Source organism: Deinococcus sp. AB2017081, from assembly GCF_034440735.1.
In the GTDB taxonomy this organism is placed as follows: Bacteria; Deinococcota; Deinococci; order Deinococcales; family Deinococcaceae; genus Deinococcus; species Deinococcus rufus.
Genome location: NZ_CP140098.1, coordinates 3,431,657 through 3,457,032 on the forward strand (window position 1 = coordinate 3,431,657; position 25,376 = coordinate 3,457,032).

23 protein-coding genes are annotated in these 25,376 nt (G+C 69.4%); 7 read left to right on the forward strand and 16 right to left on the reverse strand.

From position 1 onward, the window contains the following. Positions 1–106 precede the first annotated feature (106 nt). A complete protein-coding gene (gene infC, locus U2P90_RS16720) occupies positions 107–724 on the reverse strand; it encodes a translation initiation factor IF-3 (RefSeq protein ID WP_295823035.1) in 618 nt (205 codons plus the stop codon). Positions 725–1,007: 283 nt separating this feature from the next. On the opposite strand from infC, the gene U2P90_RS16725 reads away from it, so the two are divergent. Then, complete coding sequence (locus U2P90_RS16725) at positions 1,008–1,685, forward strand: NUDIX hydrolase (RefSeq protein ID WP_295822513.1); 678 nt, start codon at positions 1,008–1,010, stop codon at positions 1,683–1,685. A 65-nt stretch (positions 1,686–1,750) separates the two neighbouring features. Here U2P90_RS16725 and U2P90_RS16730 read toward each other — a convergent pair whose 3' ends face one another. Next, positions 1,751–4,792 carry a vWA domain-containing protein gene (locus tag U2P90_RS16730; protein ID WP_322473019.1) on the reverse strand — a complete coding sequence of 1,014 codons (3,042 nt, stop codon included), beginning with the start codon at positions 4,790–4,792 and terminating at the stop codon, positions 1,751–1,753. A gap of 288 nt (positions 4,793–5,080) precedes the next feature. Here U2P90_RS16730 and U2P90_RS16735 point away from each other — a divergent pair, with 288 nt between their 5' ends. Next, complete coding sequence (locus U2P90_RS16735) at positions 5,081–5,371, forward strand: YbaB/EbfC family nucleoid-associated protein (protein WP_295822516.1); 291 nt, start codon at positions 5,081–5,083, stop codon at positions 5,369–5,371. Positions 5,372–5,462: 91 nt separating this feature from the next. After that, positions 5,463–6,071: a recombination mediator RecR gene (gene recR / locus U2P90_RS16740; RefSeq protein ID WP_295822518.1), complete on the forward strand. Its 609-nt coding sequence runs from the start codon at positions 5,463–5,465 to the stop codon at positions 6,069–6,071. 173 nt (positions 6,072–6,244) lie between these two features. Here the strand turns inward: recR and U2P90_RS16745 are convergent, their stop codons facing one another. The 3 genes from U2P90_RS16745 to U2P90_RS16755 all read right to left on the reverse strand — a co-directional run bounded on the left by U2P90_RS16745 (position 6,245) and on the right by U2P90_RS16755 (position 8,369). Then, positions 6,245–6,400 (reverse strand): hypothetical protein, encoded by a 156-nt coding sequence (locus tag U2P90_RS16745; RefSeq protein WP_322473020.1) that lies wholly within the window; start codon positions 6,398–6,400, stop codon positions 6,245–6,247. A gap of 63 nt (positions 6,401–6,463) precedes the next feature. Then, positions 6,464–7,147, reverse strand: a complete 684-nt coding sequence (locus tag U2P90_RS16750; RefSeq protein WP_322473021.1) for a polysaccharide deacetylase family protein — start codon at positions 7,145–7,147, stop codon at positions 6,464–6,466. A 19-nt stretch (positions 7,148–7,166) separates the two neighbouring features. Continuing rightward, on the reverse strand, positions 7,167–8,369 hold the full coding sequence (locus tag U2P90_RS16755) for an MFS transporter (protein WP_295822523.1): 1,203 nt from the start codon (positions 8,367–8,369) through the stop codon (positions 7,167–7,169). Positions 8,370–8,422: 53 nt separating this feature from the next. Between U2P90_RS16755 and U2P90_RS16760 the strand changes: the two genes are divergently transcribed. Further along, the gene (locus tag U2P90_RS16760) at positions 8,423–9,121 is read left to right on the forward strand and encodes a glycosyltransferase family 2 protein (RefSeq protein ID WP_295822749.1); all 699 of its coding nucleotides are present in this window, start codon (positions 8,423–8,425) and stop codon (positions 9,119–9,121) included. Here U2P90_RS16760 and U2P90_RS16765 read toward each other — a convergent pair. Beyond that, positions 9,057–10,244, reverse strand: coding sequence for a glycosyltransferase (locus U2P90_RS16765; RefSeq protein WP_322473022.1), 1,188 nt, complete (start codon positions 10,242–10,244; stop codon positions 9,057–9,059). The genes U2P90_RS16760 and U2P90_RS16765 overlap by 65 nt on opposite strands. A gap of 154 nt (positions 10,245–10,398) precedes the next feature. Here U2P90_RS16765 and U2P90_RS16770 point away from each other — a divergent pair, with 154 nt between their 5' ends. Next, entirely contained in the window at positions 10,399–11,448 is a 1,050-nt protein-coding gene (locus U2P90_RS16770) for a YkoP family protein (RefSeq protein ID WP_322473023.1), read from the forward strand. Here the strand turns inward: U2P90_RS16770 and hpaI are convergent. The 9 genes from hpaI to hpaE form a co-directional block, all read right to left on the reverse strand. Further along, the gene (gene hpaI / locus U2P90_RS16775; RefSeq protein ID WP_322473024.1) at positions 11,430–12,212 is read right to left on the reverse strand and encodes a 4-hydroxy-2-oxoheptanedioate aldolase; all 783 of its coding nucleotides are present in this window, start codon (positions 12,210–12,212) and stop codon (positions 11,430–11,432) included. The two genes, U2P90_RS16770 and hpaI, sit on opposite strands and share 19 nt — an antisense overlap. A 61-nt stretch (positions 12,213–12,273) precedes the next feature. Beyond that, a complete protein-coding gene (hpaH, locus tag U2P90_RS16780) occupies positions 12,274–13,086 on the reverse strand; it encodes a 2-oxo-hept-4-ene-1,7-dioate hydratase (protein ID WP_322473025.1) in 813 nt (270 codons plus the stop codon). After that, positions 13,083–13,475, reverse strand: a complete 393-nt coding sequence (locus tag U2P90_RS16785) for a 5-carboxymethyl-2-hydroxymuconate Delta-isomerase (RefSeq protein WP_322473026.1) — start codon at positions 13,473–13,475, stop codon at positions 13,083–13,085. Before U2P90_RS16785 ends, hpaH begins: the two co-directional genes overlap by 4 nt. Continuing rightward, positions 13,475–14,260, reverse strand: coding sequence for a fumarylacetoacetate hydrolase family protein (locus U2P90_RS16790; protein WP_322473027.1), 786 nt, complete (start codon positions 14,258–14,260; stop codon positions 13,475–13,477). The genes U2P90_RS16785 and U2P90_RS16790 overlap by 1 nt, the downstream gene beginning before the upstream one ends. 154 nt (positions 14,261–14,414) lie before the next feature. Continuing rightward, positions 14,415–15,380, reverse strand: a complete 966-nt coding sequence (hpaD, locus tag U2P90_RS16795) for a 3,4-dihydroxyphenylacetate 2,3-dioxygenase (protein ID WP_322473028.1) — start codon at positions 15,378–15,380, stop codon at positions 14,415–14,417. Positions 15,381–15,517: 137 nt separating this feature from the next. Beyond that, entirely contained in the window at positions 15,518–16,984 is a 1,467-nt protein-coding gene (gene hpaB / locus U2P90_RS16800) for a 4-hydroxyphenylacetate 3-monooxygenase, oxygenase component (protein WP_322473029.1), read from the reverse strand. A gap of 1 nt (position 16,985) precedes the next feature. Continuing rightward, positions 16,986–17,807, reverse strand: a complete 822-nt coding sequence (locus U2P90_RS16805) for an NAD-dependent epimerase/dehydratase family protein (RefSeq protein WP_322473030.1) — start codon at positions 17,805–17,807, stop codon at positions 16,986–16,988. Continuing rightward, entirely contained in the window at positions 17,800–18,372 is a 573-nt protein-coding gene (locus U2P90_RS16810; RefSeq protein WP_322473031.1) for an SMI1/KNR4 family protein, read from the reverse strand. Before U2P90_RS16810 ends, U2P90_RS16805 begins: the two co-directional genes overlap by 8 nt. Then, positions 18,369–19,895, reverse strand: a complete 1,527-nt coding sequence (gene hpaE / locus U2P90_RS16815) for a 5-carboxymethyl-2-hydroxymuconate semialdehyde dehydrogenase (RefSeq protein WP_322473032.1) — start codon at positions 19,893–19,895, stop codon at positions 18,369–18,371. Before hpaE ends, U2P90_RS16810 begins: the two co-directional genes overlap by 4 nt. 114 nt (positions 19,896–20,009) lie before the next feature. On the opposite strand from hpaE, the gene U2P90_RS16820 reads away from it, so the two are divergent. Together U2P90_RS16820 and U2P90_RS16825 are read left to right on the forward strand one after the other, a co-directional pair. After that, positions 20,010–21,224, forward strand: a complete 1,215-nt coding sequence (locus U2P90_RS16820) for a PucR family transcriptional regulator (protein WP_322473033.1) — start codon at positions 20,010–20,012, stop codon at positions 21,222–21,224. 80 nt (positions 21,225–21,304) lie between these two features. Continuing rightward, on the forward strand, positions 21,305–22,879 hold the full coding sequence (locus tag U2P90_RS16825; protein ID WP_322473034.1) for a choice-of-anchor I family protein: 1,575 nt from the start codon (positions 21,305–21,307) through the stop codon (positions 22,877–22,879). A 130-nt stretch (positions 22,880–23,009) separates the two neighbouring features. On the opposite strand, the gene U2P90_RS16830 is transcribed toward U2P90_RS16825, so the two are convergent. Then, on the reverse strand, positions 23,010–24,782 hold the full coding sequence (locus U2P90_RS16830; protein WP_322473035.1) for an NPCBM/NEW2 domain-containing protein: 1,773 nt from the start codon (positions 24,780–24,782) through the stop codon (positions 23,010–23,012). Positions 24,783–25,376 lie beyond the last annotated feature (594 nt).

Sequence of the window (25,376 nt, forward strand, 5' to 3'; positions counted from 1 at the left end):
TCCTCCCGGAGCGCTGCTCCATGCCCGTCAGTTTACTTTATAAAGCATGGAAGACGGGAAGACGGCCCACCATTCACGGTGGGCCGCCCGGCCTTCTGGGGTATGTTCAGAGCGTCGCGGTGGGCTCCGGCGCGGCCGCCGGGGCCGTGGTGGCGACAGGAGCCACCGTACCCTCGTCGTCCGGCCGTTCCTTGCGGGGCGCCGGGGCTGCCTTGGGGGCCATGATCATGTTCATGTCCATTCCCATCATGCTCGGCATGCTCTCGGGCGCGCCGATGTCCGCCAGGGTCTCCGACACGCGGGTCAGGATGCGCTCGCCCAGTTCCGGGTGGGTACGCTCGCGGCCACGGAACATGATCGTGACCTTGACCTTGTGCCCTTCCTCCAGGAAGCGGCGCACGTGGCCGGTCTTGGTGTTGAAGTCGTGGTCGTCGATCTTCACGCGGAACTTGATCGCCTTGACTTCCTGGGCACGGGCCCGCTTGCGGTTTTCCTTCTCGTTCTGCTGCTGCTCGTAGCGGAACCGGCCATAGTCGAGCAGGCGGCAGACGGGCGGGACAGCCTGCGGGCTGACCATGACCAGATCCATGCCCGCCTCACGCGCCATGTTCATGGCGTCTCGCGTGTCGATAATGCCCACCTGCTCACCTTCCGCGCCGATCAGACGGATCTGGCGCACGCGGATCTGCTCGTTGACCTTGTGTTCTTTCGCTATGTTCATCACCTCCGCGCGCCGGGTCTCACGCTGGAGCTCCGGCGGCTGTACCACGCCGTGGCGGGTAGACTTCAGTTTACCACGCGCGGGCGGCGGCCTGACCGTCACCGATCCTGCACGCTTCTCAGAACAGCGGGGATCGGCGCCCGTCCCAGCGGGGGCGCGCGTGCCCCGAAGGGCAGCCCGACGTCTGCCCGAAACACGCTGTCGAGCACGTCCGGACGCGTCTTGCCCCCCACTGTGCTAGACACTTATCCTTGACGTACCACATACACGAACCTACCATCCGGTCATGACCCGGCTGACCCTTCCCCCGCAGGCCACCCAGGTCGGTCTGGCGGTGGACGTGGCCGCCTTCGCCATGCACGGCGGCGAACTGCGCGTCCTGCTGGTACAGCGCGGCGCCCTGCCCCACGCGCGGGACTGGGCCCTGCCCGGCGGCTTCGTCTACCCGGGCGAGGAACTCCACGAGGCCGCCCTGCGTGAACTGCGCACCGAGACCACCGTGCAGCTCGAACCTCGCCATCTGGAGCAGTTCTATACCTTCGGCGAGGTAAACCGCGATCCACGCGGCCGCATCGTGTCGGTGGCGCATCTGGCGGTGCTGCCGCACGGCACGGTGCACGTCACGGCGGGCGGGCACACGCTGGGGGCCGAGTGGCTCAGCGCCCACCAGCCGCCCGCCCTGGCCTTCGACCACCACGCGATCCTGGACAAGGCGATCGGGCGGCTGCAACTGCGGCTGGAGTACGGGAACCTCGCCATGGAATTCCTGCCCGACACCTTCACCCTGCCCGAACTCCAGGGCGTGTACGAGGCCGTGCTGAACCGCCGACTGGACAAGCGCAACTTCCGCAAGAGATTGCTGTCGCAGGGCATCCTGACGCCCAGCGGCGAGCGCCGCACCGGCGTGGGCCGCCCCGCCCAGCTGTACCGGCGGGCCAAACACGCCCGGATCGCGGCGCTGTAGAGCAGACACCGGCGAACACATCGTCCTGTTCGCTTTGCCGGTGCCTGCTGTTGATCGATCGCCACCTACCTCAGCGCAATCTCCTGCCCCTCGGCCGGTCGCCCGAAGGGGGCCACGGTCAGGGTCGGGTTGGTGTTCAGCGGGTCGTAGGTGGCCGTGATCGCGTAGGTGCCGGCCGCATCCACAGAACGCACCTCCTTGACCTCCACGCCCTTGCTGCCAGTGAACCGCAGCTGGGACTGGCGATCTGGCCCCAGCGGCAGCCCGGCGGCGTCCAGCGGGGTGTACAGCACGTTCGCCACGCCCGCCACGTTGTTAGGGGTCTGCACCAGTTGCACCTTGCTGGCACGCGGGTCGGGTTTCGCGTCCACGACCACCGTCTGCTGGGCCTCGCGGTCGAAGCACAGCGTGCCCCGGCAGATCGTGAAGTAGGCGTGGAAGGTGTACTCGCCGTCAAATTCGGCCACCTTCTCGGGCAGGGCGACCTCCCAGTAGCGGTCGTTCGCACTGGTGTCGCCGTCCTGACCCAGATCGTTCAGCGGGAAGCTCAGGGTCTCGGTCTTCACGGCACCGGCGGCCTGCCGGGGGTTCACGCGCAGGTCGGCCGTCTGGCGCAGGGTCAGGGGATCGCCTTCCCGCCGGGTGCCCTCCTTGACATCGGTGCCGGCGTACAGGCGGCCCTGGCTCTCCAGCGGCCGGGTGACCTCGACCCTGGCCGTGACCCTGTCGAAGCCGCCCAGGGGGATGTACGGCTCGGGGATGTGGAAGGCCGGGTGCAGGGCTTCGCCGGTGTAGTTGGGACTGCGCCACGTGTGGGGCCGCACGCGGGCCGTGCCCGACGCCAGCGACTCGATGAAGTAGCGCTGGGCAGTGGCCGGGGCGTTCGGGCTGACGGCCGCGCGGGACACGATGACCGCGCCGCGCTGGGGCGAGACGCCGGGCGTGCCCGTGCCCGCCGCGCCGGTCGGTTTGAAGCTGGCCGTGTCGGGGCGCATGGTCATGCCGGCCATGGGCATGGCCGCAAAGCCCACAGACCCGCTGAAGACCGAGCCGTCGCCCTTCATGGCGCTGAAGCCGCGCTCGTCGGTGCGCAGCGCGCCCAGGCAGCGCAGCGTGGCCTCGCCCCCCTCCTTCCGTACGTCGTTCAGCAGGATCTTCGGCCCCTTGCCGGAGCACGCCCACTCGGCCAGCAGGTCGTCGTAGACCTGTGGGCCGCTGTCGGGCAGCAGGGACGCCACCACGAGGTCATAACCGCCGCGCTTCAGGGCCGCCGCGAAGGCCCCGGGCGTGGCGACCCGGTCGACGACCGGCGTGACCCCCGCCTTTTTCGTGTTGATGACGGCCGGGTACAGGGCGTTGCCGTGACTGTGGTGGATCAGGCTGGCCTTCGCCTCCTCGTAGAACAGGGTCTTGGCGCAGCCGTCGGCGCACAGCTGGGTCAGCTGTTGGGCGTACAGGGCCGTGCCCACCGCCGGAGTCTTGAAGGCGTCCGGCGTGAAGCCGTTGACGAAGGAGCGCATGGGCCGGGTCAGACGGGCCGTCCAGCGGCCATCGCGCTCCAGCAGGTACGGGGTCTTGACGCGCACGATGTGCCATGTCGGCCCGAAGCGGCTCTCGACATTCGGCGCGTTCAGGTTGACCGGCGTGCCCGACGGCGACGTGACGGCCAGGCGCAGGCTGCCGGGCGGCACCGCCGTGTCCCACGACGACACGAACACGATTTCGCCGTCCCCGCTGGCCACGTGCACGGTGGGCGCACTGCCCTGCTGTCCGGCCGCCAGCGTGCCGATCGGGTCTTTCCCCACGAAGGTATCGAAGATGTCCGCGAAGCACTCCACGAAATACTTCTTGAGGGTCAGCGGATCGGCATCGGCGCGGTAGGTGCCGCCCTGGCGCTCGGCCAGATCGCGCAGTCTCGGGCCGTCCAGGCTGCCGGGCGTGCCGAAGCCCACCGCGCAGACGTGGGTGTCGCGCAGCTGGTTCGGGGTGCGGCCCACCGCGTCCGCGATCATCGGGGCGGTGTTCTCGACGCCGTCGGTGAGCAGCAGGATGGCCTTGTGCGGGTTGCTGCTGGCGTTCAGCGCCGTGACCGCACCCAGCAGCCCGCCGCCGATGCTGGTCGCGCCGCCCGCGCTGATGCCCGCCAGGGCCGTGGTCATGGCCGCCGGGGCGCTGCTCGCCAGGGTCAGCGGCAGCTCGGGGCTGGGGCTGGCCGCCGTCGAGAAGCTCAGCAGGCCCACGCGGTTGTTGCTGGCGTCACGCATCAGGTCGGCGAACAGGCTGGCCGCCGCCCTGGCCGAATTCAGGCGGGTGTCGGTACCCGTGCCGTTGGGGAGGGTCATCGAGCCAGACCTGTCGAACACGACCATCACGTCGGTGTCCTGGAAGGTCAGCAGCTCGTCCTGGAGGTCGTTCACGAAGTTGTGGAAGCGGAAGAACATCGGATCGCGCGGCGCGGTGGTCACGCACATGATGTCGCGGAAGTGCAGCGGACTGGTCGGCAGGAAGCAGTTGTTGCCGGGATTGCCGCCGGCCTCGGCCATCGCCACGTGGGTGCCGTTGTGCCACGGCACCAGCGAGTTGCCGTAGTCCTCCAGGGTGGTCGTCGCCGGATTGAAGGTGCCCCCCGCCGACGGCAACCGGAACGTATTCGGCAGCGTCGTGCAGTTGTTGCACGGCGCCAGGTCGGGCCGGGCCGCGTGCCCCAGCGGCATGGTCGCCCCCGCGAAGGGCATCCACGTCTGCACGAAGGGCAGCCCCTGGCTCTGGCGGTAGGTGTTGAAGGTGTACAGGAACTGCCGGTGGAAGCCGAAGAAGCGGTTGCCGTCGTTGGGGAATCGCCCCAGCGCGGGATTGATGGTGTTGTCGAAGGAGCAGTGCCAGTTCCAGTGCAGTTCCAGGATGCTCTGGGTGGCGGGGGCCGCGCCGCCGCAGCCCCACGGCACCGGGGCCATCATGTCGCCCAGGCCGGACACCGGCTGGGTCAGGAAGCCGGCGCTGGCGGCCGATTCGGCCGCGTCGGCGCGGGCGTGGCTGGCGATCAGGAGGCCGCCCAGCAGCAGGCACAGGGGCAGGGACGGACGGTACAGACGCGGGGATGCAGGCATGACGACGCCCCCTCTGTCCTGGCCGCAGCGGGCACAGGACATGGACAGCCGGCGGGTCTGACCCGTCGGGTGGATGGCGGACGAACTGCCGGGCGGACACGGAGCGTGGGCTCCGGACGGGACTTCCTCTCACCTCCCTTCCCTCGGCCGGGACCGTTCAGGTGCTCCGGCACCCCCCGGTGCCACACCTGAGCCGGCGGTGCTGAGCCACATCATGAGCACGGCACGTGATCAACCCATGACCGGGCACCAATGTGCCGCCGGTGGCCCGGCTACAATGACCTCACGATGGACATGAAGAAGCTGATGAAGCAGATGCAGCAGGCCCAGGCCGCCGCCGCCAAGATCCAGGACGATCTGGCCGCCAAGTCGGTCGAGGGCAGCGCCAGCGGACTGGTCACCGTGACCATGAACGGCCACGGCAAGCTGACCGCGCTGAAGATCGACCCGAAGGCCGTCGACCCCGAGGACGTCGAGGCCCTCGAAGACCTGATCCTGGTCGCCGTGCAGGACGCCAGCGCCAAGGCGGACGCCCTGCAGCAGGACGCCACGCGCGGCCTGGGCATCCCCGGCTTCTGATGGAGCGATCCCCCATCTCTTCGCCTTCTGCCTTCTGCCCTCTGCTTCGCAGCGTTGCAAGCCGGCCCCCTGCGGCCCCGCAGGGGCCAGCATGAAATACCCCCCCTCCCTGGTCGCCCTGATCCGCGAACTGTCGCGCCTGCCGGGCATCGGCGCGAAGAGCGCTCAGCGGCTGGCCTTCCACCTCTTCGAGCAGCCCCGCGAGGACATCGAGCGGCTGGCCTCCGCCCTGCTGGAAGCCAAGCGTGACCTGCATTCGTGTCCCATCTGCTTCAACATCACCGACGCCGAGCGCTGCGACGTGTGCAGTGATCCCAGCCGCGACCAGAGCGTGATCTGCGTGGTCGAGGAACCCGGTGACGTCCTGGCGATCGAACGCAGCGGCGAGTACCGGGGCCTGTATCACGTCCTGCACGGCGTCCTGAGCCCCATGAACGGCGTCGGGCCCGACCGCCTGCACATCAAGCCCCTGCTGCCCCGCGTCGCGGAGGGCATGGAGGTCATCCTGGCGACCGGCACCACCGTCGAGGGCGACGCCACGGCGCTGTACCTCGGGCGTCTGCTCGAACCCCTGGGGGCCACGGTCAGCCGCATCGCGTATGGCCTGCCCGTGGGCGGGGCGCTGGAATACGCCGACGAGGTGACGCTGGGCCGCGCCATGGCCGGCCGTCAGCGCGTCAGCAAGCCGACGCCGGGCTGAGAGGCTTGCAGATACGCCGCGATGACCGGGCGCTGGACGCTGCCGGGTAGAGGCGGGGTGCTCTGTGCAGAGCCGCGCCGTTTCCCGGAAGGTGATTGAGCGTCGTCTGGAGTGCTCCAGCTCAGTCGCAACTGGAGCGATGGGTCATCACGATCCTTAGGTGGGACGCTTTATCAGAACGGGCCAGGCAGGTGGGGGCCGACATAGCCCGCGTCCCGGCGCGAATCGTCCATCGCGTCCATCGCCCGGTTCAGACGTTCCTGTCTTCTCGAAAAGTGCAGACCCAACGAGATGATCGGCAGAAACACGGCCAGCATGACCAGTCCCATCAGACTGCCTCCTGGGCCGCAGTGTAGATCCGGAATGTCAGGGCAGTGGTGCCGGACTGTCGCCTAGCCTCCATAACTCGCCCGCAGCCGCCCCAGCCCCGCCCGCAGCGTGATCCTCCGGGCGGGGAGCTCATTCAGGGTGACGGCGGTCAGTCCACGTGTCTCCAGTCCGGCCAGCAGCCGGTTCAGCAGGGCAGGCGTCACGGCCGGCCCGTCGTGCAGCAGGATCACGCTGCCGGGGCGGGTGCGCTCCAGGGTCTGCCGGGCCAGGGTGGCGGCGTCCGCGTGTGTCCAGTCGCGGCCCTCGACATCCCACAGGGCGACCCTGCGACCGTGCACACGGGCCAGCAGCCGGGTCAGGGGGCTGTGTCCGCCGTAGGGCGGCCGGTACAGGTGCGGGCCACTGTCTGCGGCGCGGGGATGCCAGCGCAGCTGTGCCCACTCGCGCCACGGGGGGAGCAGCAGCGCGTGCGTGTGCCAGCGTCCGTGGGCCTCGATCTGGTGTCCGGCGTCCAGCAGGGATCGCAGCTCAGCCGGGTGGGCCACACACGCCGGCGCGGTGACGAAGAAGGTGGCGCGGACGCCGTGACGGCTCAGCACCTCCAGCAGCGCGGGGGTCTGGTCGCTGGGGCCATCGTCAAAGGTCACGGCCACGCGGTTCGTGTCAGCGTCCCCTGGCCCCAGGGCGCCCCAGCCCGCCGCCCGGCCCAGCACCTCGGCCAGGGCCACCGCCGCGAGGGCTGCCACACCCGGCCACACGCGCATCTCAGGCGAGCTGGGGCTGTGGCACAAACAGCCGGCGGAACACCAGATAGAACAGCGCGGTGGCCAGGGCCAGGGCCGCTCCCAGACCGAACAGACCGGGAGCCCCGTAGTGCTGGAACATGAATGCCCCCACGACCGGCCCCAGCGCCGTCCCGATGTTCTCGACGGTCATGAGCACCCCCCATGCGGCCGGACGCTGCGCCTCGGGCAGGGTGGCGGTGACCAGCGCCCCCCAGCCGGGCTGCACCCCCGAGTAGCCCAGCCCGACCACCGCCGCCAGCAGGAACAGCGTCCAGCCGGGGGGCGTGAACGCGAAGGCCAGCAGGCCCACGCCGATCAGGCCGAAGCCCAGGGTCAGCGTGAAGCGGGCCCGGCCCCGATCCGCGACCTTGCCGACCACCGGCAGACAGGCAAACGCCACGCCGGCCCCCACCGCCAGCACCGTGACCAGCTGCCAGTACGGCAGGCTGAAGGTGTCGAGGAGCTTGAACAGCACCCCCCCGAAGAGGGCCAGGGTCAGGGTCTGCATCAGCGCGGCGGGCAGCAGCGGCGCGAGGCGGCGCAGGATGCGGGCCCGCTCCTCCGGGGGCGTCGGGACACGGCTGGGGCCACGCACGGCCCGGCCCGGCACCAGCAGCGCACACGCCACCGACAGGGCCAGGGCCCCCAGGCACACGGCGTACACGGTCATGAAGGGGCCATCGCGCAGCAGACCGAACAGGAAATAGCTGATCCCCACGAAGGGCACCACCGCCATGCTCACCGCCGTCAGGGCGCGGCCCTGCACGCCGGGCTCGGCGGCGTCGGCGGTCAGGTTCATGGTGCCGGGCCACATGGCGCTGAAGCCCACGCCGTGCAGCGCGGCGATCACGATCAGGATCCACACCGAGTGCGCCAGCGGCAGCAGGGCGATCGCGCCCAGCATGAGCAGCGCCCCGGCCACCAGCACCGGGCGCAGGCCGTAGCGGGCGATCAGCAGCCCCGTCGGGCCACGCATCACGGAATCGGCGGCGAAGTGGGCAGCCCACGCCAGCCCGGCGGCGGTGGGCGGCAGTCCCAGCACCTCCTGCGGCACGCGGCCCTGCCCCAGGTACGGCAGATACAGGCCGGTACGCACGAATTCAGCGGCAGCCAGCGACGCGGCGGCGGCCACCACGGCCCCCAGGGTGCCAGCTCGGATCGGCAGTCGGTCGCGGACAGTCACAGCCGTCCATTGTGACGCACTTCGCGTTGTGCCGGAACTGCTAGCCTGTCCGGGTGCCCGATTTCTCCGTCGTGATTCCCGCCCGCAACGAGGCGGCGTATCTGCCCGCCACCTTGCAGGCCCTGGAACGCCAGACCTGTGCGCCGGCCGAGGTGATCGTGGTGGACAACGCGAGCACGGACGACACGGCGGGAGTGGCGCAGGCGTGGGGCGCACGGGTGGTGCCGTGCCCGGAGCGCGGCGTGGCCCGGGCCCGTCAGGCCGGGCTCCTGGCCGCCCGGAGCACGTGGATCGCCACGACCGATGCGGACTCGCTGCCGGTGCCGGACTGGCTGGAGCGGCTGGGAGCCCACACGGCCGGCCACGTGGCCCTGTACGGCCCGATGCGCTTCTGTGGGGTGGCGCCGGTGTGGGCACAGCTGTCGGGCGCAGGCTACAGCGCGTTCCTGCACGCGTGCCGGGTGGTCGGCAAGCCGAATCTGGCGGCGGGCAACATGGCCTTCTCGCGCGAGGCGGCGCTGCTGGCCGGCGGCTACCCGGTGGTCGAGGCCTACGAGGACGTGATCCTGGGGCAGGCACTGGGGCGCGTGGGCGTGATCGGTTACGTGCCGGGCGCCCTGGTCGAGACGAGTGCGCGGCGGCTGGACAAGGGCCTCGTGCCGTTCCTGTGGCAGCACCTGCGCAACATCACCGGTCATACGCGAGGGTATTTCGCGGATGACCAGGCAGGCCCGCCTCGGCCGGAAAGGTGACCTCACGCGGGAGGTTGAGGGCCTCCGCGTAGACCTCCAGCACCTGCTGGGCCACGCCGGCCGGGGTGGTCGTGTGCCCGAACGCCCGTGCCCCGGCCGAGAGCCGGGCCCACACGTGGGGATCCCCGAGAATGTGATGGGCGTGCGCGATCAGTCCGTTCACGTCGCCCGGTGCCACGAGGTAGCCGCTGCGCTCGTGGGCCACACCGCTCAGGGTGCCGCGTGCGCCGACCGCCACCACCGGCACGCCCATGAGCTGGGCTTCCTGCAAGACCAGACCCTGCGTCTCGGTGTCGCTGGCGAACAGGAACAGCTCCGCCAGACGGTAGTACGCGCCGATCTGTGTCCACGGCTTCACGCCCAGGAAGGTCACGCGGTGGGCGATGCCCAGGCGCTCGGCGTGCGCCTCCAGATGCTCGCGCTCCGGCCCCTCGCCCAGGATCACGAGGTGCGCGTCGGGCAGGCCCGCGACCGTGTCGAGCACATGGTCGAAGCGCTTCTCCTTGGCCAGGCGCCCGACCGTGAGCATACGCCGCGTACCGGCGGGCCACGGGCTCTCGACGTCCGGCGCGGCGTGCAGCACCGCCGGATCGACCGACGTGGGAATCACGACCGGGTTGCGCACCTTCAGGTCACGCAGCACGTCCAGCATGCCCGGCGTGGGGGCGATCACGGCGGCGGCCCGGCCGTACAGGTGGCCGACCGCCCGCGTCACGAGGCCCGTGGCCTGCTGCACGGCGGTGAGGCCCGGCACGTAGTGCGTGTATGCCTCCAGGTGGGTATGGTAGGTCGCCACGTGCGGCACGTCCCACTTGCGTGCCAGCCGCATGCCGGCCAGCCCCAGGGTCAGGGGCGTGTGGGTATGCACCAGGTCGTATTTCTGCTCGAAATTCTTGCGGGTCGGCCACGCCAGGCGGTAGGTGGGCAGGAACATGTAGCGGATCGACTCCACACGGCGCACATCGGGCCGGGTGTCCACGTGCTCGGGGAAGTCCGGCGCGACCACATCGACGTGGTGCCCGAGCCGGCGCAGTTCGTCGCTCAGGAGGCCCACACTGGTCACGATGCCGTTCTGATCGGGAAGGAACGTGTCGGTGAACAGCCCGATCCGCAGTGGCCTCATTCCTGCCCGCCGGACGGACCCTGCCGTTCAATCTTCAAGGCTTCGTGAAGCATCGCGCCTCAGAGCATACGACGCCGCGCATGAGACTGTCGCCCGACTTCGGGATGAGCCCCCGGGCGGCGTGCTGACGCCCGGAACCCGCTACAGTCCACCCATGTCTGCTGCCGTGTCCACCCTAACCAGAGTCCGCCGCGCCCGGCTGCGGGCCGGCACCTACGGCGCGTGGCACGGCGGCAGCGGCGGCCCCGAGATCGGCTTGATCGTGCCCGTGAGTGATCCGGAGACGCTGCGCTGCGTGCTGGAGACCGCCGGCCCCACCCGACTGACCGTGGTCGTGCCGGCCGCGCAGGCGATCGGCTGGGGAGACGCCCTGAGGGCCGCCGCCGAGGCCGGGCACGAGGTGGCCGGCAGCGGCCCGGCCTCGCCCCTCGCGGCGCTCGACGTGGCGGCCGGTCACGCGATCCGGTCGTGGGCCGCCGATGCCAGCCCCGCACCCGGCCACCGGAGCCTGCTCGCGCTGGCGGCACGCGGCGTCCATCCGCTGCCCCTTCCCGATGTCGCAGCCCGGCCCGGCGGCACCCTGCGCGTGGGGCCGGACGATCTGGCCGCCACGCTGGCCGACCTGAAGGCACGTGGCTACCGGCCCATGCCCGTGCGCGACCTGCCGGGACTGCGCCGCGCCACGCCCCGCGACGCGCTGGCGCACGCCTACGCACTGACCGTCGAGGCGAACTTCACGCGGGCCCACCACGTCATCGACCTGACCAGCCGCCCGGACGCCGTGATGCGGGTCGCGCCGCTCAGGGACGCCCCTGCGCCGCTGCCGCTGCCGCCGGACACGCCCACCGCCGAGATGCATCTGGACTCAGCGCGGCTGGTCAGCATGGCCGCCCGCAGCCAGCTGGGCACGTACCGCGCGTACCAGCGCAGCCTGAAGGACGTGGCGTATGCCATGCAGACCCTGCCGGAACTAGCGGACGCCCAGGCGGTGTTCGCCGTCACACTGTTCTATGGGCCGCTGGAACAGGCGGGCTTCACGCTGCTGAAGCTGCCGCCCGCCCGCGCCCGCCTCTACGGCCTGGGCTTCCGGGTGCTGCGCCTCGTGCACGGCACGACCCGGCCGCCCAGCGTGCAGCAGCCCAAGATGGCGTGGATGCCCCGCGAGGAATTTCTGACGCGCTACGGTCAGCCGCTGCGGCCCTGATCCCGGAAGCGGGATGCCAGGTCGCGGGCCGCACGCGCCAGCAGACTGACGTCCACACCCACCGCGACCAGCCTGCAGCCGGCGTCCAGGGCCGCCCGCGCCTGCGCCTCGTCGGTGTACAGGATGCCCGCCGCCTTCCCAGCCCCCGTGATGCGGGCGATGGCGTCTTTAATGGCGGCCACCACCTCCGGATGGCCGGGGTTGCCCCGGTGCCCCAGGCTGGCACTCAGGTCGGCCGGCCCGATGAACACGCCATCCACGCCCTCCACAGCCGCAATTCCGTCCAGCGCGTCCAGCCCGGCGGCCGACTCGACCTGCACGATCAGACAGATCTCGTCGTCGGCGCGTGCCAGATAGTCCGGAACGGCGTTCCAGCGCGACGCCCGCGCGATGGCGCTGCCCACCCCGCGCACGCCCTGCGGCGGGTAACGGGTCGCGGCGACCAGGTCGCGGGCCTGCGCCGCGCTCTCGACCATGGGGATCAGCAGCGACTGCACGCCCAGGTCGAGATACTGCTTGATCAGGTGGGTGTCGCCCACGGGCGGGCGCACGACCGGGGCCACCGGATACGCCGCCACGGCCTGGAGCTGCGCCAGCACGCTGCGGACATCGTTGGGCGCGTGCTCCCCGTCGATCAGCAGCCAGTCGAAGCCCGCCCCGGCCAGCACCTCGGCGGGGTAGGCATCGGCCAGCGTGACCCACAGGCCGATCTGCGGCATACCGGCCGCCAGAGCACGTTTCAGGGGATTGGTCAGGTCGGTCATGGGGTCTCCTCGGTGGGCGCGGGCGTCAGGATGCATCCGGCATCTCTCCCTCCACGGTGCATCATCGCCCGAAGCGGAAGGCCACGCCGCCCAGGGGGCCGTAGTCCGCGTGGAACACGTCGCCGGGGGCGGCATCGACCGGACGGGTGAACGATCCGGCCAGCACGATCTGCCCGGCCCTCAGGGTCACGCCGTGCGGATGCAGCCGGTTCGCCAGCCACGCCACACCGGTCGCCGGGTGGTTCAGCACGCCCGCCGCCACGCCGGTCTCCTCGATCACGCCGTTGCGGTACAGCAGCGCCCCCACCCAGCGCAGGTCGATGTCGGTGGGACGCACCGGCCGCCCGCCCAGGATGATCCCGGCGTTCGCGGCGTTGTCGCTGATGGTGTCGAAGACCTTCCGGGTCACGCCCGTCTCGCGGTCGATGCGCTCGATACGGGCGTCGATGATCTCGATGGCCGGGATGACCCAGTCGGCGGCGTCCAGCACGTCCAGCACCGTGCAATCGGGGCCGCTCAGGTCGCGTCCCAGGCGGAAGGCGAGTTCCACCTCGACCTTCGGCACGATAAAGCGGGACGTGGGGATCTCGCTGCCCTCGGGGAACACCATGTCGTCCAGCAGCGCTCCGTAGTCGGGTTCGGTGATGTTCGACGACATCTGCATGGCCCGCGACGTCAGGCCGATCTTGTGCCCGTACAGCGTGCGCCCCTGCGACAGCTTGAGATCGACCCACGCCCGCTGCACGCGGTAGGCGTCGCCCAGGGTCATGTCCGGGTACTGCCGCGACAGCTGCCGAATGGGTGTGCGCGTCTCCTCGGCGTGATCCAGCCGGGCCGCCGCGTCCTGCACCTGCGCGTCGGTAAGGGCGCTCATGCCTGTTCCCGGCGGTAGCGGGCGTGGATGTTGTTGTGCTTGAAGGTGCCCGCCTCGCTGAACTCCGAGATCTCCAGCGACAGGGCCAGGTATCTGGAATCGAAGTCCGCCGCGAAGTGCGCTTTCAGCACCTCGAACAGTGCCGCGCCCGTCTCGCGCTTGACCTCCTCGCTGCGGCCGGAGCCGATCTTCAGGGTCACGTGGACGAAGGCGTCGTCATGCGTGCCGTCCGCGACCACGTACTCGGTCAGGCGGACGGCGCGGGCACGGATGCCGCCCGCCGGGTACACGTCGGCGCGGGCCAGCAGCACGCCGTTCAGGGCCCGCAGCAGCTCGGGAATACGGGGCTCGGGCAGGTTGTCGGTGTATTCGACGATGAGGTGGGGCATTATTCGCGCTTCCCCTCCTGGGCGATCAGCGGCTCGGCGTCCTCGGTCTCCCACTGCACGTCGTTCTCCAGGGCACCCAGCCCGTCGATCTCCAGGCGCATCACGTCGCCGGGCTTCACGTGGGACACGCCCTTCGGGGTGCCGGTCAGGATCACGTCGCCCGCCTGCAGGGTCATGAAGCGGCTCATGAACTCGATCAGCTCCGGGGCCTTCAGGATCATGTCGCGGGTGTTGCCCTGCTGCCGCAGCTCGCCGTTCACATAGGCCCGCAGGCCCAGGCTGTAGGGATCGGGCACCTCGTCTGCGCTGACCAGATACGGCCCCAGCGGCCCGAAGGTGTCCCAGCCCTTGGCCCGCATGGGCGGCCGGTAGTAATTGCTCACGTAGTCCCGCACGACCAGATCGTTGGCGATGGTGTACCCGCCGATGTAGTCCCCGGCATCCCGCGACTTCACGCGCCGGGCGTCGCGGCCGATCACCACGGCCAGCTCCACCTCGTAATGCATGAACTGCGCCCCGCGCGGGTACTCAACCGTGCCCCGGTGCGGCAGCAGGCTGGTATTGGGCTTGAGGAACATCACGGGTTCCTCGGGTGTCTGGAAGCCCAGTTCCGCGTTGTGGTCGGCGTAATTCAGCGCCAGTGCGATCACCTTGCCCGGCGTGACCGGCAGCAGGAACTGCACGTCGTCCGGGCGGTGAGCCTCGCCCGCCGCGTCGTAGAGCAGCCCGTCACGCAGCACCCCACGGTGCTGTCGGCCACGGGCGATGAAGTTGGCAGTTTTCATGGATGGCACCTCGGGGAGATGGGGCGGGGCGGGCGCCGTGCTAACCCCTCCGCCCCTTCGGGGCACCTCCCCTCAAGGGGAGGTAAGGATGTGATGGTTGGCTCCCCCCCAGGGGAGCTGGCCGCGTAGCCGACTGAGCAGTTCGCCCAGAACCTCAGATCACATGCACCGGCAGACCCTTCAGTTCACTCTCGTGCTCCCGCACCCAGCCGCCCGCGTAGGCCTCCAGCACGGACGCCTCCTCGAACCAGCTTTTCGGAGTTCGGGCGCCCCACAGCGTCTGGCGGCGCGGGTCGTTCAGGTGCCAGCGGATCGGCTCGAAGTCCGGGTCGACGGTCAGGTAGTCGCTGGTGTACAGCTCGATGCGGTGGCCGTCGGGGTCGCGGATGTACAGGAAGAAGGCGTTGCTGACGCCGTGGCGGCCGGGGCCGCGCTCGATGTGTTCCGGCATCCGTGCCCCGGCCAGGATGTCGCAGGTGCGGATGATGCTCTGCATGTCGGGCATCCAGTACGCCAGGTGGTGCAGACGGGGGCCGGTGCCGTTGGTCAGCGCCAGGTCGTGCACGCTGCCCCGGCGCTGGATCCATGCCGCCCAGATGCGGCCGTCATCGTCCTCGGTGTATTCGCTGAGGCGGAAGCCCAGGTGCTCCGTATACCAGCGCATGGTGCCCGCCACGTCGGGCGTCATGACGTTGATGTGGTCGATGCGCTGCAGCCCCGCGCCCCGGTGCAGGTGGTAATCCTGAAGGAGCCACGGGTGCTTGACCGACTCGGCGTAGTACGCGACGGGCACGCCGGACGGATCCTGAAAGCGCAGCAGCCGGGGCCGGTCGAGGTCGGTCTCCCAGCGCCACGGCAGGCCCTGGGCGTCCAGCAGCGCGGCCAGGGCGTCCAGATCGGCGTCCGTGCCCGCACGGTACGCGACGTGCTTCACGCCGGCCTCGGGGGCGAGTTCCAGTTTCAGCGTCCATTCACGGTCTTCCGTGCCGCGCAGGTACAGCGCCCCGGCAGTCTCGTGCAGGACGTTCAGACCCAGCAGTTCCACGTAGAAGTGCCGCGACCGGGCCAGATCGGTGACGTACAGGACAGCGTGCGCGATACGGATGGTGTTGGGGATCATTGGACGTCTCCGAAAGTCGTCGGGTGCCGCTGCGCCTCCGGGAGAACCGGCACACCCCGCCAATTCCCCCTCCGACGACGCGACCCCCTTCCTGTGGCTGCTCGCTCCGCTCGGATTCGGCTCTGCCTCATCGCCATTCAGTCCGCCACTACAGGCTTCGGCTGGTCAAGAAACTGCCGGATGCGCTGCACATACGGCTGCTTGTCGTAGACCTCGTACAGGGCACTCGACATGCGGATCGGGTCGCCGAAGAAGTGTTTCTCGTACAGGTTCTGCCGCGCGCCGAAGCTGCTCAGGGTCAGATCCCACGCCAGCCGGAACAGCTTCAGGCGCTCCTCGGCGGTGGCATTGGTGGCCTGGAGGTGCTTCTCGATGAAGTGCCCCAGCGGCCCCTCGCGGTCGGCCCTGCTGGGCATCATGATGATTCCCGACGCGCCCAGCAGCTGGATGATCTCGTTCAGGCGCGGGTAGATGGCGGGGTAGTAGTTGCGGGCGGCATCCAGCGGGCCACGGGCGGGGGTCATCACGCCATAGGCGTTGAGCTGTGCGCCGTCCACTGCCGCCACCTCCAGCGCCTTCATGATCTCCAGTGTGATGATGATCTCGCTGACCTTGCCCTGCACGTGCTGGAACTGGCCGCTGCCGACCGTATCCACGATGCCCTGCGCCACGCCGAGGAAGGCCCCGGTCTTGCTGATCTTCTGGTTCACGACCTGATACGCCATGTGCAGGACGGCGTCGGTCTTCGCGTAGGCCTGGTTCGCCAGGGTCATGTCGTACATCAGGAACACGCGCTCCCAGGGAATGAGCACGTCGTCGAAGATCACGAAGGCGTCCTGCTCGTCGAAACGGCTCGACAGCGGGTGATCCTCGGTGTCGCGCCCCAGGTCGAAGGGCTCGCGGCACTGGAACGACAGGCCCGGCGTGTCCGTGGGCAGCCCGAAGCCGACGGCGTAGCGGCTGCGGTCGCCGTTCTCCTTGATGACCGTGGACGGGAAGATCAGGATCTCGTCGGCAATGGGCAGCGTGGCGAGCATCCGCGCCCCGCGCACGATCACGCCCGCAGCGGTCTCCTCGACGATGCCCAGCGCGATGTAGGGGTCGGGCAGCTCGGAGGCCTGCTTGCTGCGGTTCACCTGCGGGTTCGTCAGCGCGTGCGTGAGGCACAGGTCGTTCGCCCGGACGTACTCGAAGTACCGGCGCATGTGCTCGCCAAAGTGCCGCTCCTGGCCCTCGCCCTGGTCGAAGTACGCACTCGCCATCCCCGCTGCCATGACGTTCGCGTTCATGTAGTCCGGGGCTCGGCCCAGCGTGCCCAGCGAGTAGTCCGCCCGGACGCGGTGCGCCGCCCCGATCTTCCGCAGGTCGTCCTTCGTGCGCGGCACCAGGAACGCGGTGGCGTGACGCTCGCCGCCTTCCTCGAAAGTCAGGAGGTCACGGTATCTCGGATCGTGCTGGAGGTCGTACAGCCCCGCCAGCGAGTGCGCCACATTGCGCGTGGCCGGGTGGGTCGTGGGATCCTCGACCCGCGCTCCGTCCACGTACAGGTTCGGGGGGTTCTGCCTCAGGCGGTCGAGGAACTGCTGTCCGGTGCGGGCACCCATGTCACTGCTCCTTTCCGGCCAGGCCGGTGTACGACGGATCGACGAAGATGCCGCCCTGCCGCTGCTCGGTGAGGTCAGCGGGGTCGCCGTGGATGTCCTGCACCTGCGCGGCGTGGGCCTCGGCATCGTCCTGCGGGACGTAGCCCAGCACGTCCCAGCCTTCCGGGGTCATCCAGCGCCGCGTGTTCCCGCTGATGCCGGCCACGATCAGATAGCCCACGTCCGGGGCCGTGACCGCACGGGCGAACACCTGCGCGGCGTCACGCGGCGACAGCCATGTGGACAGGTGTCGGGCGTCCATCGGGCGTTGCTGGAACGAGCAGATCCGCACACCCACAAATTCCAGGCCATAACGGTCGAAGTACATGCGGCCCAACGTCTCGCCCATGACCTTGCTCACGCCGTAATAGGTGTCCGGGCGCACGGGGACGTCCGGGGTGATCGGCTCGCGCGGGTAGTAGCCCACCGCATGGATGCTGGACGCGAAGGCCACGCGGTGCACGCCGGCCTGCCGCGCCGCCTCCAGCACGTGGTACGTGCCGTCCACGTTCACGTCGCGGATGCGCTCATAGGTGTGCTCGTTGGGAATACCGCCCAGGTGGATCACGGCGTCCACGCCATCCATGACCCCGTGCATGGCGTTCAAGTCGGTCAGGTCGGCGGTCATGACCTCCTCGCCATCCCGCGCGGCACCCAGGTCGCGCAGGTCGGTCAGGCGCAGGATGGTGCCAGAGTCCGGCAGGTAGTCGCGGATGAGGTCGCGCAGCGCGGAGCCGATCTCGCCGGCGGCCCCAGTGATGAGGATGCGGTGGGCGTCACTCATCTTCCACCTCGTCGGCGGCATAGACGCCACCGTCGGCCACCACGTATTCGCCGGATTCAAGTTTTTCAGCGATCTCTTCCAGATAGCCAGCGAGAGTGTCGTGCTGTGGGCCACTCGGCCCCGCCTCGTGATCCATATCGAGCACCTGGCCCATGCTTCCGGCCGGGCCAGGCGTCATGTCCACCACGGCACCGTTCCCACCCCCATCCGCGTCGAGCGGCACCCACCCGTGCGACCACCAGCCGCGCTCGACCTGTTCACGCCCAGCAGAAGCGTCGTGGTCGGTATTTCCGTCGAAATCCCCACCATCGAGCAGTTCACGCCAGACCGTGGCCTCATCCTGACTGGCGGCCGTGCCCAGCAGCGTTCCGGTGGGCCAGCCTCCATCCACGGTGCCGTCATGCCGACGCAGCGAGGCCCGCAGGTCATCAGAGACCGGATATCCCAGGAAGGCCTCCAGGGCCGCGATCTGTTCTTCTGTTGCGCCCGGCTGGAGCTGAGCCAGCGCCCCCTGCGCCTCATACCATGCTTCAATCCGTTCCCAGATAGCGTTCAGCGTGGTCATGATCCAGTCTCCATGTCCATCCCCAGCCGCTGTGCCCTATGCCCGTCCAGATTCACGGCGATGTTCTTCGTCTCCATATAGAAGTCGAAGGAATAGTCGCCGCCGTCGCGACCGATCCCGCTGGCCTTCATGCCACCGAAGGGCGTGGGCAGGTGCCGCACGTTTTCAGAGTTGATCCAGACCATGCCGCTGTCCAGGCCGTGCGCGAAGGTGTGGGCGCGGGTCAGGTCGCTCGTCCACACGTACGCGGCCAGACCATAGGGCACGTCGTTGGCGATCCGCAGGGCGTCCGCGTCGTCGTCGAAGGGAATGACCGTCAGCACCGGGCCGAAGATCTCCTCCTGGCTGATCCGCATGTCGCTGGTGGCCTGCGTAAACAGGGTGGGCCGCACGTAGTTGCCGCTCTCCCCGATCCGCTCGCCTCCGACCCGGACGGTCGCGCCACCCTCTCGGGCGTGGTCGAAGTACGAGCAGACCTTATCGGCCTGCACCGGGTGGATCAGCGGGCCGACCTCGGTGGCGGGGTCGAGGGGATCGCCCACGCGGATCTGCGCCACCCGCGCCGCGAGCCGATCCACGAAGTCGTCGTGGACGCTGCGCTGCACGAGCAGGCGGCTGGAGCTGGTGCAGCGCTGCCCGTTCAGGCTGTAGATCATGAAGATCGCGGCGTCCAGCGCCCGATCCAGATCGGCGTCCGCGAAGACCACGACCGGGTTCTTGCCGCCCAGTTCCAGATGCACGCGCTTGAGGGTGTCGGCCCCCTGCTTCTGGATCAGACTCCCGGTGCGGCTCTCGCCGATGAAGGCGATCGCCCGGATCAGCGGGTGCTCGGTCAGCGCCCGGCCGGCGCTCTCGCCATAGCCGTGCACGAGGTTCACGACGCCGACGGGAATCCCCGCCTCGTGCATGATCTCGGCCAGCAGGGTCGCGGTCACCGGGCTCCACTCGGCGGGCTTGTGTACCACCGTGCAGCCGGCGGCCAGCGCAGGGGCGATCTTCCAGCTCGACAGCATGAACGGCGTGTTCCACGGGGTGATCACGCCCACCGGCCCGATCGGCTGGCGGAGGGTGTAGTTCAGGAACCCCTGGGTCGGCAGGCTCAGGCCGTCCTGGGCGCCCTCGGCGCGGTCGGCGTAGAAGCGGAAGTTCTCGGCGGCGCGGGCGGCAGCCGATTTCATGAAGCGGATGGGCTGGCCGGTGTCCACGCTCTCGGCGGTCGCGATCTCGTCGGCACGGGCCTCGATCAGATCGGCCACCCGGTGCAGCACGGCGCGGCGCTTCTTCCCGCTCAGGGCACGCCATGCCGGGAAGGCAGCGTGCGCGGCCTGGGCGGCGCGGTCGATGTCGGCGGCAGTCCCGCTGGCCGCGTGGCCCAGGACGCTGTTGTCGGTGGGCGTCAGGAACTCGAAGGTCTCGCCGCTCTCGGACGGCACCCACCCGCCGCCGATGAAGTGCAGCAGGGGTGAGCGCAGCCGCTCATGCAGGGCATCACGGGCAGACGGGGGCGGGATGGTGGCGGTCATGGAACCTCCGGGGTGAAGCGGTGAACTGTCAGACAGCCGCAGCCTAGGCCGATGCGGGCCTCACCTCAAGCACGGTCTGCACAGAATGCACAGGCGGCTTTGTACACTTTCACAGTGTCCGGTACGCATGCAGTGCTCAGCCTGAACGAGGTGCGTGCGGAACTGGGCCTCGCGCAGGTCACGCCCGATGTCCCCGTGCCCGACCTCTCGGCCGCCCCGATGCTGCTGCCGGACGTGCCCGCCCCCGAGTGGCGGGCCGCGTATCTGCGGGTGCTGGCCCGGACGCTGAGCCCCCACCTGCCCGCCCTGGCCGAGTTGCTGGGCGACCTGCACGGCACCCTGACCGCGCCGCAGCCGGAGACCGACATGGCCCGCTGGCTGGCGGCCGTGACGGGCGGCCGGGCGACCGTACGGTCGAGCTGGGGCGACGTGGTGGCCCAGGCGGGCGAACCGGGGCCGGTCACGCTCACGCAGCGGCTGGAGTACGACCGCCGCCCGGTCGGCATCCTGACCCTGGAGGTGGACAGCGGCTGGGAGGCGCTGGCCACGCTGGTGGGCGATCTGGTGCGGCTGGCGCGGCTTCAGTCGGCGGCGGCCGGCGCGGCCCGCCGCCGGGTGGGCGAGCGGCAGTTCGAGACGCTGCTGGCCGGAGACACGTCGGGGATGCCCGGCGGGCAGACGACCGTGCTGGCCGCCCTGCGCCTGGGTACCGCCCTGCCCCGTGCGGCGCGGGCCCGCGAGGCCCACATCCAGCAGTTGGACGTCCTGTGCAGCGTGGGCGAGGGCTACTTTCACCGCCGGGAGCTGAGCTGCCTGACCACCGTGCGCGGCGACCTGGCGCTGTGGCTGTGGCCGGGCCGCGCTCCGGAACGCGAGATGCGCGGTCTGCACGCCGCGCTGCTGACCGCGACCGCCGTGGACTTCCGGCTGGGCGTCAGTCAGCCGCAGGCCGGGTTCGGGACAGTACAGACGGCACTGCGGCAGGCGGTACAGGCGCTGGACGGCGTGCAGGGGGCCCGCAGCATGGCCGCGTTCGAACACGTCGACCCCCTGCGGGCCGTGCTGGACAGCGGCGCCCTGCATCCCCTGGCCGAGCAGTTCCACACCCGCCTGGCCCGCGCCGATCCCGACGGCCGCCTGGAGGACACCCTGCGGCAGTACCTCGCCCACAGCGGCTCGCTGGGTGACCTGGCCACGCGCCTGCACATCCACCTGAACACGCTGCGCTACCGCCTGCGGCGCATCGAGGAGGCCCTGGACGGCACCCTGAGCGACCCGGCGTTCGTGGCCCGTGCGTACCTGGCCTTCCAGACCACACGTGAGCCCTGAGCGGTCACGGCCCAGGCCCGTCATCCCCCTGGCGGGTGGTACTGGAACCGCCTGAAGGTCTGGTCAGTTACATTCGAGATATGACGTCCCCGCGCCGCGCCGTGCTCATCCTGACCCTCCTGCTGACCGCGTGTGCCCAGCCGGGCACGCCCGGCGTCCCGCCGGGGCCAGTGATCACGACCACCGACTTCACGGCCTTCGACACGCCGCAGGGGGCAGGCAGCATCCGGCTGGGCCGCAGCGGCCGGCTGTCCGTGGACGCCGAGCCACACTTCGCGGCTGTGTCGCCGGACAGCCGGGTGGCATGGGTGACCCTCCAGAACAACAACGCGGTCGCCACGGTGGACATCGCCAGCGGCACGGTCACGGACGTGCGCAGCCTGGGCCTGAAGGATCACCGCGTGCCCGGCCAGGGGCTGGACGCCAGCGACTATGACCGGATCAACATCCGCACCTGGCCGGTGCAGGGGATGTACATGCCGGATCACATCGCGCATGTCGCGATCGGGGGCCGGTCGTACCTGCTGACCGCCAACGAGGGCAATCCCCGTGACGAGACCCTGAGCAGCAGCGACGCGGTGAGGGTGGGCACGCTGACCCTCGATCCGGCCGTGTTCCCGGACGCCGCCAGCCTGCAGGCCGACACGGCCCTGGGCCGCCTCCACGTCAGTCGCCCGGATGCCGACACGGACGGCAACGGACTGGCCGACCGGCTCCTGAGTTTCGGGGGGCGCAGCGTCAGCGTGTGGGACACGGACCTGGCCCTCGTGGCCGACACCGGAGACGCCATCGAGCGCGACCTGGCGGCGCGGACGCCCGCGACGTTCGGCAGCGAGGGCACCATCAGTTCCTTCGACACCCGCAGCGATGACCGGGGGCCGGAACCGGAAGCCGTCACGACCGGCGTGATCGCGGGCCGCACGCTGGCCTTCGTGGGCCTGGAACGGGCCGGCGGCATCATGGTCTTCGATGTCAGTGATCCGACCACACCGACCATCGTGGACTACGCCCGCTTCGGAGACCCGACCGCCGCGCCCGACAGCGGCGATGCCGGCGACCTCCAGCCGGATGCCCTGCTCTTCATTCCGGCGACAGACAGCCCCGGCGGGCAGCCGCTGCTCGTCGTGAGCAGCGAGGTCAGTGGCAGCGTCACCCTCTACACCGTGCAGGACACGGGTCGCCTGGCCCTCACCGGCCGCTACCAGGCTGCGCCCTTCGCCTTCGGGCAGGGCGTGGCCAGCATGAGTGCCTACGACCGAACCGGGAAGCGCCTGCTGGTGGTCAACCGTGTTGCGGCCGGGCTGGACATCCTCGATCTGCGTGACGTGACCCGCCCGGTCAAGACCGGCACCCTGCCGCTGGCATCGTACGGACGGACCCCCACGTGGGCGGCTGTGCGGCCCGACGGCCTGATCGCCGTGGCTGTCGAGACCTTTCCCAAGACCGACCCCGGTCACGTGCTGTTCCTGAACGCCGACGGCACGTTGCGGGCACCGCCCGTGACCGTCGGCGCCCTGCCCCAGATGCTGACCTTCACTCCGGACGGCCGGAAGGTGGTCGTGGTCAACGCCGGGGAGGCCAACAGCGCGGGCACGGTGGATCCGGCCGGGTCGGTCAGCATTCTCGACGTCTCGCGCGCCCTGGCCGCGAGGTGAGGTCGCGCGAGCGGCAGTGAACCCCGGAGGTTCAGGGCCACCACACCGTGCCGCACGGTGGGCCCCACCATGCAGACGCCCGGCCAGGTGGCCGGGCGCGTTCTCGACGTTCAGGCGAGAGGGGGCAGGATCACTGCACGCCGATGGTGTGGCCGGCGCTCGCGGCCCGGGTCTTCCACGCCGCGTGCTCGGTGGTCTCCGTGACCAGCGTGGGGGGGTTGATCAGGGTGGTGTTGTTGTAGCAGGTGCTGGAGCAGTCCTTGAACCACGTGTTGTTCAGGAAGGTGCTGCCGTCCGTGCGATGCCGCAGCCACGCGATCTTGTTGTCGAAGACGGTGTTGTTGTACCAGTTGCCCCCGGCCTTGGAGCCGTACATGTCCCACACGTAGATGCCCACGTTCTGCGCCGCGATCTTGCGTCCGTCCGGCAGCAGGCCGCTGGACACGATGCGGTTGTTGTACACCTTGTGGTCGTGCCCGCCCGAGATCCCGATGCCCTGGTTGCTCGTGCTGATGATCGTGTTGCCGTACACGTCGAAGTACCCGCCGGCCGTGCTGCTGGAGCTGCCGTCGCCGTCGCCGAGCAGGATGCCTCCACCGGCGTACCCGGTGTCGGTTGCCGTGTTGATCGCATACGCGCCCCAGATCAGGTTGTCGTGGATCTTCACGCGGCTGCCGGACGTACCGGTCGACTGGTACATGTTGATGTTCTCTTCCAGGGCGCTCTTGCCGGGCTCGTTGATCACCTGGTTCCACGCGATCTCGGCGTTCACCAGCCCCCGCACCGTATTGAACTGGACGAACTGGTACCGGCGGAAGGCGTTCTGGTACCCGCCGCTGCCGTTGCTCAGCCGGCCGTCGATATTGCGGACGCTGTTGCGCAGGATCTTGATGGTCTGGCCGCTGCTGCCCTTGCCGATGAAGTTGCGGACGTAGATGCCGCCGGTGCCCTCGAGGTAGTTGTTGGTGATGCTCAGGTTCAGCGTGTCCTCGGAGTTGATGAAGCGGCCGGTCGGGCGCCCGCTGATGTTGGGATTGACGCCGTAGCCGCGGGTGTTGCGCACGGTGAGCTGCATGCGGAAGCCGCTGATCAGGTTGCCCGGCCCCTTGACGTTGGCGTTCTCGATGATCACCGGCTCCGACGTCTTGACAGAGATTGCGGGAATGCTGGGGTCGGTGCTGCGGTAGTTGCCGGTGTAGGTGCCGCCCTTCGTGATCACCAGCGGCGCCTTGTAGGTCACGTCGCCAGAGCTGGAGACATTCCCGGAGGTCGTGCAGCTGAGCACGCGGGCGTTGGCCCAGTCCGCGTGATCGCTGGACGCCCCGTTGCCGCCGTCGGTGACGACCAGGCGCAGTTCCTTCTTGCCGGCCACGCTGACGCTGACGGATTTGGTGCTGCTCGATCCGGTCATGGTGCCCGAGTCGTAGAGCTTCGTGCCGTCGGCATACACCTGGAACACCACGCTGCCGGAGGAGCCGACCTCGTCGTCGACACCGATGTCGCTGGCGAAGGTGCTGCACTTGCCGTCCAGCGTGAAGGTCACGCTGGAACTGGCGTGCACACCCAGCCCGCTGCTGTAGGTCTTACCGTTCAGCGTCAGGGTACGGCCGTCCCCGGCAGCGCTCCCGCCGTTGCTCTTGTTGCGTTCTGCGGGGCCGTAGCCGTTCGTGGCGCTCGTCCACCCCAGGGCCGAGAGCTTGTTCTCACCGGAGACGAGGGCCAGGGCACCGAACTCACCCAGCCCATCGTCGGTGGCCGTCCAGGGGAGGAGGGCCGTGTCAGCCTGCGTACCGTTCGCGGCGGATACCGGGGGCGTGCTGGGGGCCTGCGAGCAGGCAGCCAGGGCCAGGGGGATCAGGAGGAGGGCGGCGGTGCGGAAGCGGACAGGGGGGACGTGGGTCATGGAATTCCTCGGCTGGAGTGGACAGGAAGAGCGTCCTCGCACGCTGACGCGCTGCGATGGGAGACGCTGGGATGGGTGAGGGGGGAACGAAGATGCGCGGGGATGACACCGTGCGGTGACTTGCCTCTGACCGCACCTTAACGAAACGTTATGAAAGTAAAATGTAGGACTTAGTGTGACGTTTATCACGTGTGAGCACAGATGAGAATTTTTTAAAACCGGAAACAGGCGTATTTACAAAGGTGAATCGGTTCAATGTGAAGAATTCCTGTATGGGTTGTCTCATGGTCGGTACTCTCATCATTCGATGTGGATTCTGATGGCTCGATCAGAAAGTACCGTTGTCATCGGCCAAAAGGAGGAGACGACCGGTCGCCTGTTGTCTATACAGGTTGGGCCGTGTGGTGTGTACCACCAGTTGGTCGGATCGTCCTTGTGTGCCCCGGATCGCTTCCCATGACAGCCACCAGGCGGTTTGAGCCGTTTCATGTGAGTCCATGACCGCCGGATCTCCCGGGACGCGGCAGCACCCCTCTCCCCTTGCCGGATCGAGCGGCGCCCCCTGGACTGGCTCCAGTTCTGTCCGGACGGTTG